Below are 17443 nucleotides of genomic sequence, written 5' to 3' on the forward strand. Positions count from 1 at the left end.
TGCAGCAGTTACGACTAATAGAAAATACCGATAATCAAAGTATGGGTGACAAAGCCCACAATAAGCGGCACAGCAGTACGTTTAACTACATCGAAAGGTGTAATTTTTGCCCCACTTGAAACCGCAATAACAACACCGGATACCGGCGAAATAGCCCGCCCCATATGTGATGCCTGCTGCATAGGTAGGATCATAGCAACCGCGTTAGCGCCCATGCTCGCGGCAATTTGTGGGATTAACTCAACAAATGCCAGGAATGGCGCATTCCCCGAGCCCATAATAATTGCTGCCGCAAGCGTCACCAGCGCAAAGACGACGGCCATCGCAAAGGGTGGTAATCCGACATGTTCTGCCATCAAAATTAACTGATCAATGGCACCAATGACTTTGATGCCATGCGCGAAAACTCCGGCTGCGACCAGCAGGCCCACAACACCGGTAAACGCCGCGCCCATTCCTTTCAGAAAATGGCTGAACCCTTCACACACCGACTTTAAATCACGCGCTCGTATCCATTCAATCAGCATACAAATAGCCATTGCGATAAGCACGATGGTGATTATGTTTAGATTAATTCCACTGACAAACATCGCGGATGATCCTACCGCCATCAGTATAGGCAGCATGGGAAGCACAGCATAAAAAGCCGGCGCCTTTCCTGAATCGACAATCTCAGCGCTCCCGATTTCCCGAGGTAACGTCCCCGCGTTGCGATCGCAATGACGTTGCCAGAAAAAATGGCAAACGCCGACAACCAGTACGGTTGCAAGCGCTGCTGGCCCCTGGTGGTAAACAACGTATTCCACCACATCCATATTGACTGCTTTCGCTCCCCTGATGGCATCAATCGCTGTTGGGGTGTATGCCACCCCCAGCGAGGTGGCGATGACCCCGGCGGCCGAAGCCGCAGAGAGCCCCAGGCCCAGCATAATCGGGAACATTGTCCCCATCAGTAACACGGCAAGCCCGGTCGCTGAAGGGATGGCCAGTTGCAGGAGACTGGCAAGCAGGTAGGAAAAAAACAGCAGAATATAAGGAGATCGCAGTGCCCGTAACGGTTTCGTCACCACGCGCACCACAGCTTCATTTGCCCCGATATGATCCATGTAGTGAGCGAATCCCATCAACGCCATGATCATCAGACCGAGATCGGCTGCACGTGTGCTGAACAGATCGCGCATAACTTCAAATGGATCGAGAAAAGCAATCCCGGTACTGGCAACCCCCTTCGGCAATACGGAGCCCCATCCGGTTAATCCGGTACAAATCATTAGCACCAGACCCGCGATAAATAACACGGGTTCGGCCCGGTACCCCTTCAGGATCAGACGAGCGACCACAACGATAACCAGAAGGGCAATTATTACCTGAATCATGACTGAGTTCTCCCTTCGGCGAACTCAGCGTAGGTTTCTTCAATAACTGCGACTACAACATCACTGGCTACCCGTAGCGATCGCACCGGCAAGTATTCATAAATTGAATGGAAATTATGCGCACCGGTAAAAATATTCGGACACGGTAACCCTTTCTGCGACAGAACCGCGCCATCATACCCGCCACGCATGGCGACAGGTTGCGGAGTGATTCCGCATTTCTGATAAGCACGCATAGCAATATCAATAGGATAATGCGAATCGCCCTGCAGGCTATTAAACACATTCGCATAGCGGTCGGTTAAATGGCAGACCACGCTATTTTCGCCCCATAGTGCACAGGCACTTACTGCAAGCTGGCGAATAAATGCCATACGGGACTTATAACCTTCTTCACTAAAGTCGCGAATATCCAGTTTCAGTACGGTACGGGCACTGTTACCCTGCAGCTGTTTTACCCAGTAATATCCTTCACGACCTTCCGTATATTCAGGTGCTTCTCCGCCCGGCAGCATCGCGATAAACTTATGCGCCATCAGCAGAGAATTCTTCAGTTTACCTTTAGCTGACATTGGGTGCGCAGATTGACCGGTGAAGATAATTTCCGCATCGCCTGCATTCCAGTTTTCATAGACAAACTCACCTATGCCGCAGCAATCCAGGGTATAGCCAAAATTTGCGCCAAACGCGGCAACATCAAAAGCTTTGGCACCCCGTAGCCCCTGCTCTTCATCAGGAACAAAACCGACCTTCACCGGTCCATGTTTAATCTCCGGATGTGCAACCAGATACTGTATGGCATTCATGATGGCAGCGATGGCAGCTTTATCATCAGCACCTAACAGGCTGGTTCCATCCGTCACGAGCAGGTCATCACCGATATAATTTTTCAGTTCCGGAAATTCACTTTCGCGCAGATAGATATTATGTTCTTTGTTCAGGCATAAATCGCCACCGCTATAGTGAAGGCGTTGCGCATGCGTGTCTGCAGTCTGTTCGGCACTGGTATCCAGATGTCCAAAAAAGGAAACGACAGGAATATTATCGTCAGTATTTCCAGGTAATGTTGCCGTTACAATCGCCGTATCCCTGACTTCAATGTTTTGCATCCCTAATACTTCAAGCTCTGCTGCGAGCAGTTTTGCCAGCACCATTTGGCCTGGGGAAGACGGCATGATGCCATTTGCGCCATTTTCCCGTGAGGTTGTGGTATTGATTTTGGTGTAGTTAATAAAGCGTTCAACAATATCCATTGTGGGACATCCTTTAATGTTTCATTCATGGGGTACTGCGAGGAGATACCTGCATGCAGCGCGAGAGGGATACATCTGAAGTGTCAAATAAAATAAGCGCTCATCCCAGACCACTGATCTCATGAGTGTTCTGACAACGATTTATATTAAGGAAGATAAAAAACCGATCGTTATGTTTGTAATAAAAATCGCCTTTTTGATGATCACATCATATTCCCTGCTTGTTTTTACGACTATTTTACATGGTGTTAAGCTAACAGAAGCCATAACAGTTTCCGTCTACCCAAGAGATAATGGAAATCATTTAAGTCTCCATATCCTATAAAGACACAAGGCAAACCATCGCTATATTTTTTTAATGAACGAATACCATTACAGCTACGTGCAACCGTTTGCACTTCTCTAGAAATAGCCATTTAGTGCATTAAAATCCATGAGCAAGGTCACATTTATCCCAACGACAAGAAAAACATATCACGCTGAAAAACAGACAATTATAAGCGCCACTATACTGTACCCTGGTAAATAGAGGGATAGCTGAACAATTCATTACGGAATAGAAACGCCTCGGTACTATTATAAAACCATGATATCCGGCATCATTAGTCATAGTAGCCATAATAACACCTGGCACGGTGTTAAATTATTATTAATAGGTACTACCCGATGAATTACAGGTAAAAAAACCTCTACCCTGAGAAGAGATACAGAGTAGAGGAAATACGGGTGTAAAGGACATATTTATAATTTTAATGATAACAGAAGAGTCTCTTGCAGAAACAAGTATACACATTTCTCACCATAGAGAGAATTCTTAAACAGAAATAATTTACAGAACATCATCCTGCGATAGCTATAATAAATACTGCTTATCATAAATAAAACAATCAATCCCGACACGCTTAAATCAGGCTAATATATTAGCGTGAAACATAAGAACGAAGAATGCAGAATAACTCAAATTCATATTTTCTAAAGCCACTTAACTATAAAATATTTTAATGATTTAATATGTTAATAACATTACAACAATTTAAAGCTATTCGATGCGACGGGATGTCCTTCCAGGCCATTTTTCCGTTGCAGGTCACACTTTTACTGGCGCAAGATTCCCATCCAACATTCCACTGCTATCATACACCGTGTAAATACCTTTCAACTCAACCCGAGGCTTTGATGCTGGAGAATGTCATCATCAGATAATCAGTTTGCCGACCTTATCAGGCCGGACTGGTTATCAATGCGCTGAAATCGAATGCGGACACCGCTGTGTGTTTGCACGTTTTGCACATGATGATTAAACAGGTTTCCCAGTATGAATTTATCCCGTCAGGAACAACGTACCTTACACGTTCTCGCCAAAGGTGGCCGCATTGCGCACGTCCGCGACAGCGCTGGCCGCGTCACATCCGTTGAATGTTATAGCCGTGAAGGATTGCTGCTCTGCGACTGCACGCTTGAGGTGTTTAAAAAGCTCAGAACCAAAAAGTTGATCAAATCCGTCAATGGTCAGCCCTACCGCATCAACACCACCGGATTAAACAATGTTCGCGCCCAGTTAGATAATCGCTAAGGAGAGAGTGATGGATATTCCCAAGATTTTTACGATCAGCGAAAGCGCTCATCGCATTCATAATCCGTTCACCGCGCAAAAATATGCCACATTAGGTCAGGCGCTACGTATGACGCCAGGAACCCGTGTTCTGGATCTGGGCAGTGGTTCCGGTGAGATGCTCTGCACCTGGGCACGCGACCATGGCATTACGGGGATCGGTATTGATATGAGCCAACTGTTTAGCGCACAAGCCAGACAACGCGCGGAACAGTTGGGCGTCACCGATCGCGTGAGCTTTATCCATAACGATGCAGCAGGTTATGTCGCGGATGAAAAATGCGATATCGCTACCTGCGTCGGCGCAACGTGGATTGCAGGCGGTGTCGCCGGGACAATCACGCTGCTGGCAAAGAGCCTCAAACCTGGCGGAATCATCGTGATCGGTGAACCGTACTGGCGTCAAATGCCCGCCGCAGAAGATATTGCCCAGGCATGCGGAGCCGGCTCGGTGGCCGATTTTCTTTCCCTTGCCGACCTCGTTTCGTTTTTCGACAAACTGGGCTACGACCTGGTTGAAATGGTGCTGGCAGACCAGGAAGGCTGGGATCGATACGAAGCCGCTAAGTGGTTGACGATGCGTCGATGGCTGGAGGCGAACCCAAATGATGACTTTGCGCAGGAAGTCAGAGAGCAACTGAGGACGTCACCGGGACGCCATGTCACCTTCACCCGGGAATATCTCGGCTGGGGAGTATTCGCACTCATGCAACGGTAATTTTTTGCAGTCGGTATAGCCGGATGGGTTATACCGACCTGCAAAGCCGGTACCCGTTACTTCATTAATACTTCAACAAATTTAGCCAACCAGGCAGGATGAGCAGGCCATGCCGGCGCGGTAATCAGATTACCGTCGACGTGCGCCTGGTCAATCCCGATATCGGCATAATGCCCACCGCTCAACCGAACTTCTGGCGCACACGCTGGATACGCGCTGCAGGTCCGGTTTTCTAACACTCCGGCTGCCGCCAGCAGTTGCGGGCCATGACACACCGCGGCGATAGGTTTACCCGCAGAGTTAAAGTCTTGTACCAGTTGAATGACATCCGGATTCAGACGTAAATACTCCGGCGCCCGCCCGCCAGGGATCAACAAGGCATCATAATCCGCCTCGCGCGCATCAGAGAAATTCGCATTCAAGGTGAAGCGATGCCCGGGTTTCTCACTGTAGGTCTGCGCCCCATCAAAATCGTGAATGGCGGTCTGAACGTAGTCACCCTGACTTTTATCCGGACAGACGGCATCCACACGATGCCCAAGCATTTGCAAAGCCTGAAAAGGCACCATCGTTTCATAATCTTCGACATAATCTCCGACCAGCATCAGTATCTTCTTCATGCACATCCCCCACTCACGGTTATTAATGATGAGAAATAACGGCCATCTTTACTATAGTCCACACGGTTCATGGCATTAATAAATACAACAGAACAACCGGCCAGATCACAATCCGCGACAAGGCCCGTCAGACGAGGCTTCAGAGCCAACGGCGTGACACATGTTCATGCTGATAAATATAAATTATATATAAATATATAGTTGAGAAATTTTAATAGTAGTCAATTTCACTCATAATATAAAACTAAGAGATTGCAACGAATATCTCCTGTGCTATATTCCGCATGAAACTTACCCGCAATCAATTTATTTATTATTCAATATTTAAAATACGCAGAACATTAATTATCTATTATTATTTTATTCATCCAATATCAGATAAATATACGCAAAGGTTAATCCCATGATAACAAGACGTTCATTTGTCAGGCAGAGCCTGGTGACGTCAACGAGTATGCTACTCGCCAGCATGACGGGTATCAGTTTAAGCCAGATTGCCCGCGCAGCAGAGAGCCGCCGCTGGCAGATGCCGGATGAAGGAGCACCTCATGCTGCCACCTGGATGGCGTTTGGTGCCAGTGTGGCTATCTGGGAACCTCACCTGCTTCCCGTGGTACGGAAAAATCTGGCGCTGGTCGCGAACACCATTGCCGCCTTTGAACCCGTGAATATGCTGGTGCGCGAAGAAGACCACGCGCTCGCGGCAAAACTATGTGGGCCATCAGTTAACCTGCTGGTTCATCCAATTGACGATCTGTGGATCCGCGATACCGGACCAGTATTTGTGAAAAGCCCCCACGGCATGCCCGGTGGCGTTGGATTTAACTTCAACGGCTGGGGCGAGAAGCAGGAACACGATCGCGATGCCGAAGTGGCCGAATTTGTCACAGATTATGCTAAAGCTGAATTTATCCGCTCAACCTTGATCCTTGAAGGTGGCGGGATAGAGGTAGACGGCGAAGGGACAGCCATTATTACCGAAAGTTGTGTTCTCAATCCCAACCGCAACCCGGGCGTCAGTAAAGTTGAATGTGAAGCCGAATTAAAGCGCCTGCTGGGACTGGATAAGATCATCTGGCTACCAGGTATTGCCGGAAAGGATATTACCGACGGCCATACGGACTTTTACGCCAGATTCACACATCCGGGTACGGTGGTAGCGGGTCTTGAGCAGGACCCAACATCGTTTGACTACGCTGTAACCCGGCGACATCTGGAAATCTTACGCACAGCCACTGATGCAAAAGGACGGCACCTGAACGTGATCACGCTGGAAGGACCATCAACTATTCGCCAGAGCTATGCGAACAGTGATTTTGCCGCCGGTTATATCAATTTCTATCTGTGTAATGATGCGGTCATTGCGCCGGAGTTTGGCGATAAACGCACGGACCGTAACACGCGCGATATTTTGCAGGAGCAATTTACCGGGCGTGAGATTATTCAATTGAATATCGACGGTATCGCGGCCGGTGGCGGCGGTATTCACTGTGCGACCCAGCAACAGCCGCGTTAGCGGCTACTCCTTCTTTGCTAATAAAGCGGTGTATTAAAAATAAACGGCAGGTCAATTTATAGGCATCGATAATGAATAAAGCATGGGCTGCGCGGTTTACAGCATGCAAGAACCTTCACTCATACCGAGAGGACAGGACCATGAAGATGCACGCCATGACGAAAATACTGCCGTTGATTTGCCTGATCTCAGGCGGGTTGCTCTACTCCGCTGCAGCCAGCGCCATGGGAAATGACGATACCACCACCCCAACATGCCCGAAGGGTCAGGTTTACGACAACAAAACCCAAAAATGTTTGCCCGAAAAAAGCAGCATGATCGACGATCAGGATAAAACGCAGTATGCGTATCACCTGGCGAAAACCGGCCATTATCAGGATGCCATCAATTTACTCGATACCTTACAGCAGCCCAATACGCGTGAAGCCTGGAACTATCGAGGCTACGCGACACGCAAGCTAGGGCGTACGGATGAAGGGATAAGTTACTACCAACGATCGATTGCCCTTGATCCGCACTATGCGAAAGTGCGCGAATATCTTGGGGAAGCATGGATGGTTAAAGGCCGCCCCGACCTGGCGAAAGCGGAGCTGGCAACCATTAAGAATATCTGCGGCACCCAATGCGAAGAGTATCGCGATCTGAAAGCCGCGATCGACGGACACCCAGAGTCATAGACCGGAAGATCCAAAAAAATCACCGTCAACGATGCGCATTTTCAATGGATACAGCCGTTGGATCGCATCGTCGACATACCGTTTATTGCCTCAGAAATTCGCGGAGAATGTAGGCAGTTCACAACTCTGTCGTCCCTCGATTACGGTTCGTATTTTCGCATGATAGGCTTTTCAGATGACCCTTTCTGCTCTGGCCGCTGCAGACTACATGAAACTCAGATTGTCCTTTCAGGTAAAGCTGTTCCTCTCGCTGGTGGCTTTTTCCTGCCTTCTGCTGGCGCTGCTTGGCGTATTGCTGTTTCACTTTATCGACCGTCAGTTGCACCACGATTTGGGCCAACGCGCGCGAGTACAGGCCAGCGAAATTGCCCTGATTCCCGGTCTGGCAGAAAAAGTACAGCAGCGGGATATTCCTGGTATCGCACAACTGATTCAGCCGCTGCGCGCCGAAAGCGACGCCAGCTATATTGTGATTGGTGATGCGCGTGAACAGCATCTTTACCACTCAGAATCCCCGGAGCGCCTTAACCTGCCGATGATCGGCGGCGACAATGCTGATGTACTGAAAGGCAAAACCATTATCACTGTGCGTAAGGGTGGGATCGGTGTCTCGTTACGCAGTAAAGCACCTATTTTCGATAGCCATCATCAGGTAATCGGCATTGTCTCCGTCGGTTACCTCACCTCCTACATCGCCAATATCAACGCCCGCCTGCTGTGGCGCACCGGAATGTACGGCCTTGCCCTGCTGCTGCTGCTGTTTATTTTTTCCTGGTTACTGACCCGTACGCTGAAAAAACAGATGTTCGGCCTGGAACCCAAAGATATCGCCCAGTTGGTGCTGCAGCAAAAAGCGCTGCTGGAGGCGATGTACGAAGGTGTCTTTGCGGTCAATGCCGATAAACAGCTCATCCTCATCAATCGTGCCGCCCGGGAGATGCTCAATATTCGCCAGAGTGAACAAGCGCTGCTCGGCAAGCCATTGGATGAGGTGATTCAACTGCCGCCGTCATTTTTCGCGCCTGGCAATACCGCTTATGACAGCCGCCATCACGATCATATTACCGTCCTGAATCAACGGGAAACCATCGTCAACCGCGTGGCTATTGAAGTCGAGCCGGGCACCCAAAGCGGTTGGGTATTCAGCTTCCGCGATAAGAACGATATCAATACGCTCAGCAGTCAACTCAGCCAGGTGACCCGCTATGCCGATAACCTGCGCATCATGCGCCACGAGCAGCTCAACTGGACGGCGACGCTCGTCGGTCTGCTGCAGATGCAGCGCTATGACGATGCGCTGCGTTATATTCAGGTACAGTCAGAGGGGGCCCAGCAGGTGCTGGATTTCCTCTCCAGGCAGTTTGTCTCTCCGGCGCTGTGCGGCCTGCTGCTGGGGAAATATGTCGGTGCCCGCGAGAAAGGTGTTGAGCTGGTTTTCGACCCCGCCTGTCAGCTCTCGCGCCTACCGGAAGGGCTGAGCGAAACGGAGCTGATGTCAGTAATTGGTAATCTGGTGGACAACGCTGTCGATGCCACGTTGAAAACGCCAGCACGTACCGCGCCGGTGGAAGTGTATATATCGGATCGCAACCACGAACTGGTGATTGAAGTGGCTGACCGGGGCTGTGGCGTTGATGAGGCCATGAAGCCGCATATTTTTGAGCAAGGCTTTACCAGTAAACCCACTGACAGCAGTGAACTCACCGGTTCAGAACATGGTATTGGCCTGTACCTGGTCGCGGGCTACGTTCGTCGGGCCGGTGGCAGCATCGAAATAAGCGATAACATCCCGCAGGGTACCGTATTTTCGGTTTTCATCCCGTTCCAGATTTCTCTTTCGACAGGACCTTCCCATGACTGATATCCGCCCTCTTGAGGTTGTTATTGTTGAGGATGAGCCACATCTCGCACAGTTGCATCGGGAGTTTATTGAGCAAAACTTCCATCTGCGCATCGTGGGAATCGCGGGATCGCTGGAACAGGCCCGCGAACTGATCCTCCTTCATCAGCCACGTCTGCTGCTGCTGGACAACTATTTGCCGGACGGTCAGGGCGTTGAGCTTATTGATAGCCCGCTGCTCAAACAGTTTGAGTGCTCGGTGATATTCATCACCGCCGCCAGCGATATGCAAACCTGCAGCCATGCTATGCGCAGCGGCGCGTTTGACTACCTGCTAAAACCCGTATTTTCCCACCGTCTGCGGGCCTCGCTGGAGCGCTTTATGCTGCTGGAGCACACGCTGCGGCAGGTGAAAGTGGTGGATCAGCACGCGCTGGATAAGCTGTTCAATTTGCCTGCCGGGGAGTCTGCGGGGCAGGCGTCGACCAAGGGGATTGAGCCTGCGACGCTGGCGCGGGTGCAGCGGATTTTTAGCGATCATCCGGCAGTGAGTTGGTCGGTTGAGCAGGTGGTCGAGGAGGCGGGGATCAGTAAAACGACGGGGCGTCGGTATCTGGAGTACTGCGTGGAGATTGGGTTTGTTGTGATTGAGATTCAGTATGGGAGTATTGGGCATCCGCGGCGGTTGTATCGGAAGGGGGCTGACTGACAACTCCGTAGGCCGGATAAGCGAAGCGCCATCCGGCAGTGTTCCGTATAGTGCCGGATGGCGCTTCGCTTATCCGGCCTACAACGGTGAGCATTCCATTCTCTCAAATCCCCGCGCTCACGGTTTCTATGGTGTTAATTACCGAAACAACGCCAACAATCACATTTCCACCAGCCGGCTCTCTCTCCCCTCTTGTCTCTCCTCTCCCATCCGCTATGTTGACTTTTAGTTCCCAAAGTGTAACTAGAAGGTTAACAATAATGACAAACACATTCCGCATCTCTCTGATCTCTGCTGCTGTTTTCATGTCGTTTTCTGCCCTGTCCGCGCTACCGCAGGGGTATCCGGCTGACTACCAAAAGGTGGTTGATGCCGCCACCAAAGAAGGCAAAGTCGTGGTTTACTCCACAACGGATACCAAAGCGGCGGGGCCGCTGATTCAGGGCTTTGAAGCCACCTATCCGGGCATCAAAGTTGAATATAACGATATGAACAGCACCGAGCTGTATAACCGTTATATCAGCGAACAGGCTGCTGGCGGCGGCAGCGGTGACGTCATCTGGAGCTCCTCCATGGATACCGCGATGAAGCTCGCGACCGATTATGCGATGGAGTATGTTTCAGCAGAGCAGAACCAACTGCCGAAATGGGCGGTCTGGCACAACAAAGCCTACGGCACCACCTACGAGCCAGTGGTGTTTATTTACAACAAGCGCCTCATCCCGGCGAACGAGGTTCCGGATTCTCACGCCGCGCTGGCAAAGCTGATTGCAGGCCAGGTGGATAAATTCAAAAGCAAAGTCACCACCTACGATATCGAAAAATCCGGGGTTGGCTTCATGCTATCGGTGCTGGATTATAAGGCCGATCCGAACTACTTCAAAACATTGGCCGACGTGGCGAAAGGCGGGTTAGCCGTGCAATCGTCCACCGGTACGATGATGGAGAGGGTTTCATCGGGTGAAAACCTGATTGGTTATAATATCCTCGGCTCTTACGCCGAAGCGCGTGCCAAAAACGACCCGTCACTGGGCATCTCCTATCCGAAGGACTACACCCTGGTGCTGTCACGAGTTTCTTTCATCAGCCAGCAGGCTGAACATAGCAATGCCGCCAAACTGTGGCTGGACTATGTGCTGTCTGAAAAAGGGCAAAACATCCTCGCCAACCAGGCCGATATTCCCTCTATCCGTAACGACATCGAAGGTAAAAATGACATCGACGGAATGACCCAAATGCTGGGTAGCGCGCTGAAGCCGATCCCGGTTGATGAGTCATTACTTGAATACCTGCAACCGAAAAAACGTCTGGACTACATCAAACAATGGCGTGAAGCCGCGGCCAAATAAGAGCCAGAACCAGGCGTACGGTTCACTGGTGCGCCTGGTACTCGCTTCCTGAATTCGTGTTACCGGATCTCCGCTTATGAATGCATTACGCAGAAAGTGGCAAAGCTTGCCGCGCGGCATCGTCGTGCTGTTAACCGCGCTGGTTATCTACACGCCATTGTCGTTCATCGTGATACAAAGCTTTTTGTCCGCGCCGTTTTTCTCGCCGGCAAAGGACTGGAGCCTTGAATCCTTTGGCTTTATTTTTACCGACCCTGACTTCTATAAAGCGCTGAAAAGCGGCTTTATTCTCGCTTTCGGTCTGGTCATTATCGCCATTCCGCTGGGCGGCATTCTGGCCTTCCTGATGGTGCGTACCGACCTGCCCGGCAGACGGTTAATTGAGCCATTGATCCTTGTACCTATTTTTGTTTCACCGATGGTGCTGGGTTTTGGCTATGTGGTGGCCGCAGGGCCGGTAGGCTTCCTGTCACTGTGGGCACAATCGCTGATTGGCTTCGTGCCGTGGAATATCTACGACATGTCGAGCATCGTGGTCATTGCTGGCCTGACACACGTACCGCACGCTTATCTGTATATCTCGTCAGCGCTGCGCAGTGTGAGCTCAGACGTGGAGGAAGCCGCGCGTATCTCCGGCGCTTCCCCGCTACAGGTGATGACCTCGGTCAGCCTGCCGATGGTTCGCCCCTCGATTCTGTACGCCGTTGTGCTGCTGTTTTTCCTCGGTCTGGAAGTCTTTGGTCTGATGCTGGTGCTGGGCGATCCGGAAGGCAACATGGTGCTGGCGACCTACCTGTACCAACTGACCAATAAACTGGGTACGCCGTCGTATCACCTGATGGCGGCGGTCGCGGTGGTGCTGATTTGTCTGACCATCCCACTGGTCATGCTACAACGTCGCCTGATGCGTACCGCTAACCGCTTCGTCACCATGAAGGGTAAAGCCTCGCAGGCCCGCGCGCTGCCGCTGGGTAAATGGCGCTGGATAGCGGGGGCTGTGGTGGCGTTCTGGCTAACCATCACCATTGGCGTGCCGCTAATGGGCGTGGTGCTGCGTGCGTTTATCTCCAACTGGGGCGTAGGCGTTTCGCTGTGGGATGAGCTGTCGCTTAGCACCTTTCGCACCATCTGGGAACAGCCGAACCTGTTGCGGGCCATCGTCAACTCCATGGCGATTGGCGTAATAGGCGGCGCACTGGCGGTAGGTTGCTATCTGTTTATTGGTATCGCGATGCACCGCAAGCCGGATAACACCACGCGTTTTCTCGACTACAGCGTGCTGGTGCCCCGTGCGGTGCCGGGCCTGCTCGCGGGTCTGGCGTTTTTGTGGGTGTTTCTGTTCTTACCGATGTGGCTCGATAACGCGCTGAAATCCGGCTGGTTATCCGGCATGCCGTGGTCGCAGTGGTTGCGAGACACGCTGATTGTCTGGCTGCGCTCGCTGCGTAGCACCATTTTCAGCGTCTGGCTGGCGTATACGGTGGTGTGGATGGCCTACGGCCTGCGCCTCATCTCCTCAACGTTGCTACAAGTGGGGCCAGAGCTGGAGGAAGCGGCACGCAGCACCGGTGCGACGCGTGGGCAGATTACCCGCCACGTTACCATTCCGCTTTCGCGTTATGGGCTGATTGGCTCATGGCTGCTGATGTTCCTGATCTTTGAGCGTGAGTATTCCACGGGCGTCTATCTGCTGTCGCCGGGTACGGAAACCATCGGCTCGATGCTGGTATCTCTGTGGGCGGCAGGTGCTATCGACATCGTCGCAGCACTCTCGTTTATCAATATTCTGTTGGTGGTGGTGGGCCTGGGTATTGCCCTACGTTTTGGAGTGAAATTACATGATTGAATTATCGGTCGAGAACCTGCACTTAACCTACGGTGATAATCCGGTGCTAAAGGGCGTGACCATGGACCTCAAACGGGGCGAAGTGGTTTCGTTACTCGGGCCGTCCGGGAGCGGTAAAACCACCCTTCTGCGCGCGGTGGCCGGGCTGGAAAAACCGACACAAGGGTCAATTACCATCGGCAACAACAAGGTCTACGACGGCACCCCGCGCAGCGAAATCCCCGCCGAAGAGCGTAATCTGGGGCTGGTATTCCAGTCCTATGCCTTGTGGCCGCATAAAACCGTATTTGAGAATGTGGCCTACCCGCTGAAGTTGCGCAAAGTCTCCACCGCAGAGATCAACCAGCGGGTACAGGGTGTGTTGGATCAACTGGGCCTGGGACATCTGGGTAAGCGCCATCCGCATCAACTTTCTGGCGGCCAGCAACAGCGCGTAGCGATTGGCCGGGCGCTGGTTTATAACCCACCCGTGATCCTGCTCGATGAGCCATTATCCAACCTTGATGCAAAACTGCGGGAAGAAGCGCGCGTATTCCTGCGTGAGCTGATTATTAATCTCGGGTTGTCCGCGCTAATGGTGACGCATGACCAGGGAGAAGCGATGTCGATTTCTGACCGCATTTTGTTGCTCAACAACGGCAAAATTGAACAGCAGGGTACGCCGCAAGAGATGTATGGTTCCCCAAAAACGCTGTTCACCGCTGAGTTTATGGGCAGCAACAACCGTCTGCATGGCAAAGTCACTGACGTGCGTGACGGCAAAGCACGTATTGAAGGACGCGACTGGGTCCTGTGGGGTCAGGCGGGCGACGGCGTTCAGGTTGGCCATGAGGGCACCGCGGTGATCCGCGTTGAACGTGTGGCGCTGGCCGACGGGCCAGGCGAAAACCAGTTGGCTCTCCCGTTGCTCACCAGCATGTATCTCGGTGACCGCTGGGAGTACCTGTTCCGCACCGTAGCTGATGATTTTGTCATCCGCGCCTACGGCAACGAAGTACGCGATCCTCAGCATTGCCACCTGGCGTTACCCGAAAAACATGTTTGGGTGTTCCCAAAATCCTGATGCCAGAAGGGAGCGGCTGTCGCTGCTCCCTTTTCTGGAGGAAGGATAGCGGTAATACAGAAGATATATTTGAGCACAATGAGATAATGATGACATCAAACGGCCTGGGCCTGGTACAGGAAATGGGAAAAATCAGTCCGAGGAAATAGAGAAATGGTGCCGATAATAGGAACAAAACAACATTGTAACACATTGATTTTATTGATTAAAAAATAAATGGAAGGGTGAGATGCCCCAAAAAATGCCCCTTCCATAACTTTATGTATGCAACTCTTTTCTACTGAGCCTTAGTCAATCAAAAAATTCCATAATTTTCTTAATGTGTGGAAATTTTGATTTCCTCCCTTCATATATTCTTCACACATTTTCTCAAGATCTTCATCGTCTATTGAAAGGATAAATCCTCTGCCATCATTAGCAGTATCAAGACAACGCTGTCTAAATAGTTTTTTATCCTCAATCTTCCTACATACAAGAATACCTACATTTCCCCTATTCCTTGAGAACCGTCCAGATAACTGATCTAACTCAGGATTTGCAATTTCAGACGTGTAGTTTTTACATTCAACATAAATCCTAGGGCATGTGTAATGCTGTGAAAGCCAATTAAAGAAACCATATTTAGCCTCATTATTATAAGTAATATCAATCCGCTTTCTACCATCATGTATTTTTTTCTGCTTAGTCGGATAGCATAATGAAGGGTAAAATATTACTGAAAATATTTCTTCAATGAGTTCTTCATACTCTCCAGCTTGTTTTGTGCCAGGTTTTATTAATTTTAATTTATTAAAGACAGGGTAAATATCTATTTTATCTTTAATTTCTTCGAGTTCATTGAAAGTTTCATGTGACAATGGTGCAGAAGGATTTTTTTCTTTATGTTGTTTATAATCCTCGAACACATCAGGTCGTTTTAGCGTTTGGCTTATTACAGAAGGCTTGTCACTTCCATATTTAATTTTTAAACTTTTTTTAGTTACCCGCCTAGTACCATTTTTCAAAACTTCTACTAATGAGGAGTTATTCCTTAAATGTTCATCTTGCATTTCTGGTAATAGATAGTGATTATAAAATTCGTCATATTGCAAACATAATCTATGTCTAACCAATACTTTAGGAACCAATATTACTTTCCCATACTTGGTCATTGGTAAAGATACAAATTCATTATACCACTTACCTTTATGTGGATCCCATATTGGACCGGAATCAATATTCGGTGTTAACTTTACACCATAATATTCACATATCTCCTGAGTATATTTTATTAAAGGGCCTCTTAAAATATTGCTTACGGCATCAGAAATCATGTCTGTACCGATTCCTGGTATCAGTAGTGCTGTATCTTCAAGATCTTTTAACAATCCTGTAGTAACAGCTTTACTTTGAGTAAGAGCATTCCAAACAGAACGAGCGGAGCCAGCGCCAAAACCATGGCCACGAGATCTTTCGGACGAGTATCCTAAATGGAATTCATTTCGTTCATTCAACGAGGCTAATAAATTTTGGGCTTCAGTATTTTTGCCATCCTTGATTAGTTTTAAAACCTTCTCAAAAAAACTTTGCAGGTGAGATGTCAGCTCTTGTCCCCAATTCGAATCCAGCGATTTAATAGCACCGGGGTCTAGAAATACTGGTATATCAGTATCTAGAGGTATATCAACAAAATCCAAATAAGCCTGAGAACGATTCAGTTTAAAATATTCCGAAAAGCGCATAAAGACTCCTAAAATTCGAGTGATTTTTCCAAAAATCATGACGCTAAAAAGAATCAGTTACAAATCAGTGAGGTGGAGCATAGCAAAAACTGAAAGTTTTATGTTGAACGATTATGCTCTTCACTCATCATCTCAAGTAAAGTTCAATGTGGCAAGCATGTATCGGGGAAAGACGGTTGGTATTGATAGTCTCACTTACTACAAGAAATCATATTATTCTCGCCAATAAATAAGTTAAAAATCATATCATCAATTAAAATTGCGTTATTACCAAAATCGCACTACACCGCACCCGCCTGCGGTTTTCATATCACTAAAATTTTTCAGTTGTGATTTTTTACAAACGATACCGCCAGCCCACGCCCGTACCGGGGATGCACTGCGAGACAGGAACTGAAAAGAATGAAAAGAAATTCAGCTTTTTTCAGTTTTACTGTCCGTCGCATTTGTGGCCTGAATACGCAACACTATGATATTAAATGGATAATTTATTTTAGGTGTGTGATTTTATGAAGGTTTGTGAAACATGAAAAACATAACCAGTTGAAAAATAATAATTTTATATCCTTATAAACTGAAATCCTGTGTTCAGGTTCCGGGAACGGATCGGCCATTCCCGACGCATACTTTACCCATTCTTTTGCGCAGCCAGCAGCAACTTTAAAGCCTTTTCCCGTTCCTCGGGTGGAATTGCATCAATTAGCTCTTTAACCCTCCCCTGCCCGTTCAGCGCGCTTGGACTAACGGAATGGGAGAAAGCAACATTCATCACAAACGAGTGACCGCACTCCACATTAGAGCAATAGCAGTACACATCGTACAGTTGTGGGTGTTTCCTGTTTGTTTTACCTATCCGCGCTACTGCCTGACATGTGGGGCAGTACATTCTCATCATCTTCATCGTTCTGTGCCCTATACTGTTGCCCGCCAGAAGAAGGGATTTGGCTCCCTACCTCTTGTTCTGAACGTGTAACACTGGTAACACGTGTAACGCTATTGATTTAAAAGGATTTAATCTGTTACCAGTTAGCATAATCAAGAGGTAACGCGTGGTAACACACCATTTTTTGTTACCAGTGTTACCAGTCAGTATTTTTGACTGGTAACACTGAAGAACCGCATCAGTAACGGGTGTTACCTCTG

General features: G+C 49.3%; 14 protein-coding genes. 9 read left to right on the plus strand and 5 right to left on the minus strand.

Annotation, left to right across the window (positions count from 1 at the left end; all coding sequences use genetic code 11):
• Positions 1 to 14: 14 nt before the first annotated feature.
• Positions 15 to 1376: a C4-dicarboxylate transporter DcuC gene (gene dcuC / locus G8S19_RS17530; protein ID WP_061067362.1), complete on the minus strand. Its 1362-nt coding sequence runs from the start codon at positions 1374 to 1376 to the stop codon at positions 15 to 17.
• Positions 1373 to 2629 (minus strand): peptidase T, encoded by a 1257-nt coding sequence (gene pepT, locus G8S19_RS17535; protein WP_253685628.1) that lies wholly within the window; start codon positions 2627 to 2629, stop codon positions 1373 to 1375. The genes dcuC and pepT overlap by 4 nt, the downstream gene beginning before the upstream one ends.
• Positions 2630 to 3944: 1315 nt before the next feature.
• Between pepT and G8S19_RS17540 the strand changes: the two genes are divergently transcribed.
• Both G8S19_RS17540 and G8S19_RS17545 read left to right on the plus strand, forming a co-directional pair.
• Entirely contained in the window at positions 3945 to 4202 is a 258-nt protein-coding gene (locus tag G8S19_RS17540) for a YjhX family toxin (RefSeq protein ID WP_048212521.1), read from the plus strand.
• Between the two features lie 10 nt (positions 4203 to 4212).
• On the plus strand, positions 4213 to 4959 hold the full coding sequence (locus tag G8S19_RS17545) for a cyclopropane-fatty-acyl-phospholipid synthase family protein (protein ID WP_253685630.1): 747 nt from the start codon (positions 4213 to 4215) through the stop codon (positions 4957 to 4959).
• Between the two features lie 56 nt (positions 4960 to 5015).
• Here G8S19_RS17545 and G8S19_RS17550 read toward each other — a convergent pair whose 3' ends face one another.
• Entirely contained in the window at positions 5016 to 5585 is a 570-nt protein-coding gene (locus G8S19_RS17550) for a DJ-1/PfpI family protein (protein WP_048212523.1), read from the minus strand.
• A 397-nt stretch (positions 5586 to 5982) separates the two neighbouring features.
• Between G8S19_RS17550 and G8S19_RS17555 the strand changes: the two genes are divergently transcribed.
• The 7 genes from G8S19_RS17555 (at position 5983) to G8S19_RS17585 (ending at position 14579) form a co-directional block, all read left to right on the plus strand.
• Positions 5983 to 7095: an agmatine/peptidylarginine deiminase gene (locus tag G8S19_RS17555; protein WP_116360922.1), complete on the plus strand. Its 1113-nt coding sequence runs from the start codon at positions 5983 to 5985 to the stop codon at positions 7093 to 7095.
• Positions 7096 to 7241: 146 nt separating this feature from the next.
• Entirely contained in the window at positions 7242 to 7772 is a 531-nt protein-coding gene (locus G8S19_RS17560) for a tetratricopeptide repeat protein (protein ID WP_370528846.1), read from the plus strand.
• Positions 7773 to 7980: 208 nt separating this feature from the next.
• The gene (locus G8S19_RS17565; RefSeq protein WP_199982321.1) at positions 7981 to 9633 is read left to right on the plus strand and encodes a sensor histidine kinase; all 1653 of its coding nucleotides are present in this window, start codon (positions 7981 to 7983) and stop codon (positions 9631 to 9633) included.
• On the plus strand, positions 9626 to 10321 hold the full coding sequence (locus G8S19_RS17570; protein WP_124022182.1) for a response regulator: 696 nt from the start codon (positions 9626 to 9628) through the stop codon (positions 10319 to 10321). Before G8S19_RS17565 ends, G8S19_RS17570 begins: the two co-directional genes overlap by 8 nt.
• 260 nt (positions 10322 to 10581) lie before the next feature.
• Complete coding sequence (locus G8S19_RS17575; protein WP_061067354.1) at positions 10582 to 11670, plus strand: ABC transporter substrate-binding protein; 1089 nt, start codon at positions 10582 to 10584, stop codon at positions 11668 to 11670.
• Positions 11671 to 11746: 76 nt separating this feature from the next.
• A complete protein-coding gene (locus tag G8S19_RS17580; protein ID WP_005133551.1) occupies positions 11747 to 13516 on the plus strand; it encodes an iron ABC transporter permease in 1770 nt (589 codons plus the stop codon).
• On the plus strand, positions 13509 to 14579 hold the full coding sequence (locus tag G8S19_RS17585) for an ABC transporter ATP-binding protein (protein WP_101742737.1): 1071 nt from the start codon (positions 13509 to 13511) through the stop codon (positions 14577 to 14579). Before G8S19_RS17580 ends, G8S19_RS17585 begins: the two co-directional genes overlap by 8 nt.
• 287 nt (positions 14580 to 14866) lie before the next feature.
• On the opposite strand, the gene G8S19_RS17590 is transcribed toward G8S19_RS17585, so the two are convergent.
• The gene (locus G8S19_RS17590; protein WP_086523592.1) at positions 14867 to 16300 is read right to left on the minus strand and encodes a hypothetical protein; all 1434 of its coding nucleotides are present in this window, start codon (positions 16298 to 16300) and stop codon (positions 14867 to 14869) included.
• A 628-nt stretch (positions 16301 to 16928) separates the two neighbouring features.
• On the minus strand, positions 16929 to 17201 hold the full coding sequence (locus G8S19_RS17595; RefSeq protein ID WP_000783295.1) for an ogr/Delta-like zinc finger family protein: 273 nt from the start codon (positions 17199 to 17201) through the stop codon (positions 16929 to 16931).
• Between the last annotated feature and the right edge of the window lie 242 nt (positions 17202 to 17443).

It is taken from the genome of Citrobacter sp. SX206, assembly GCF_024181025.1.
GTDB lineage: Bacteria > Pseudomonadota > Gammaproteobacteria > Enterobacterales > Enterobacteriaceae > Citrobacter > Citrobacter youngae.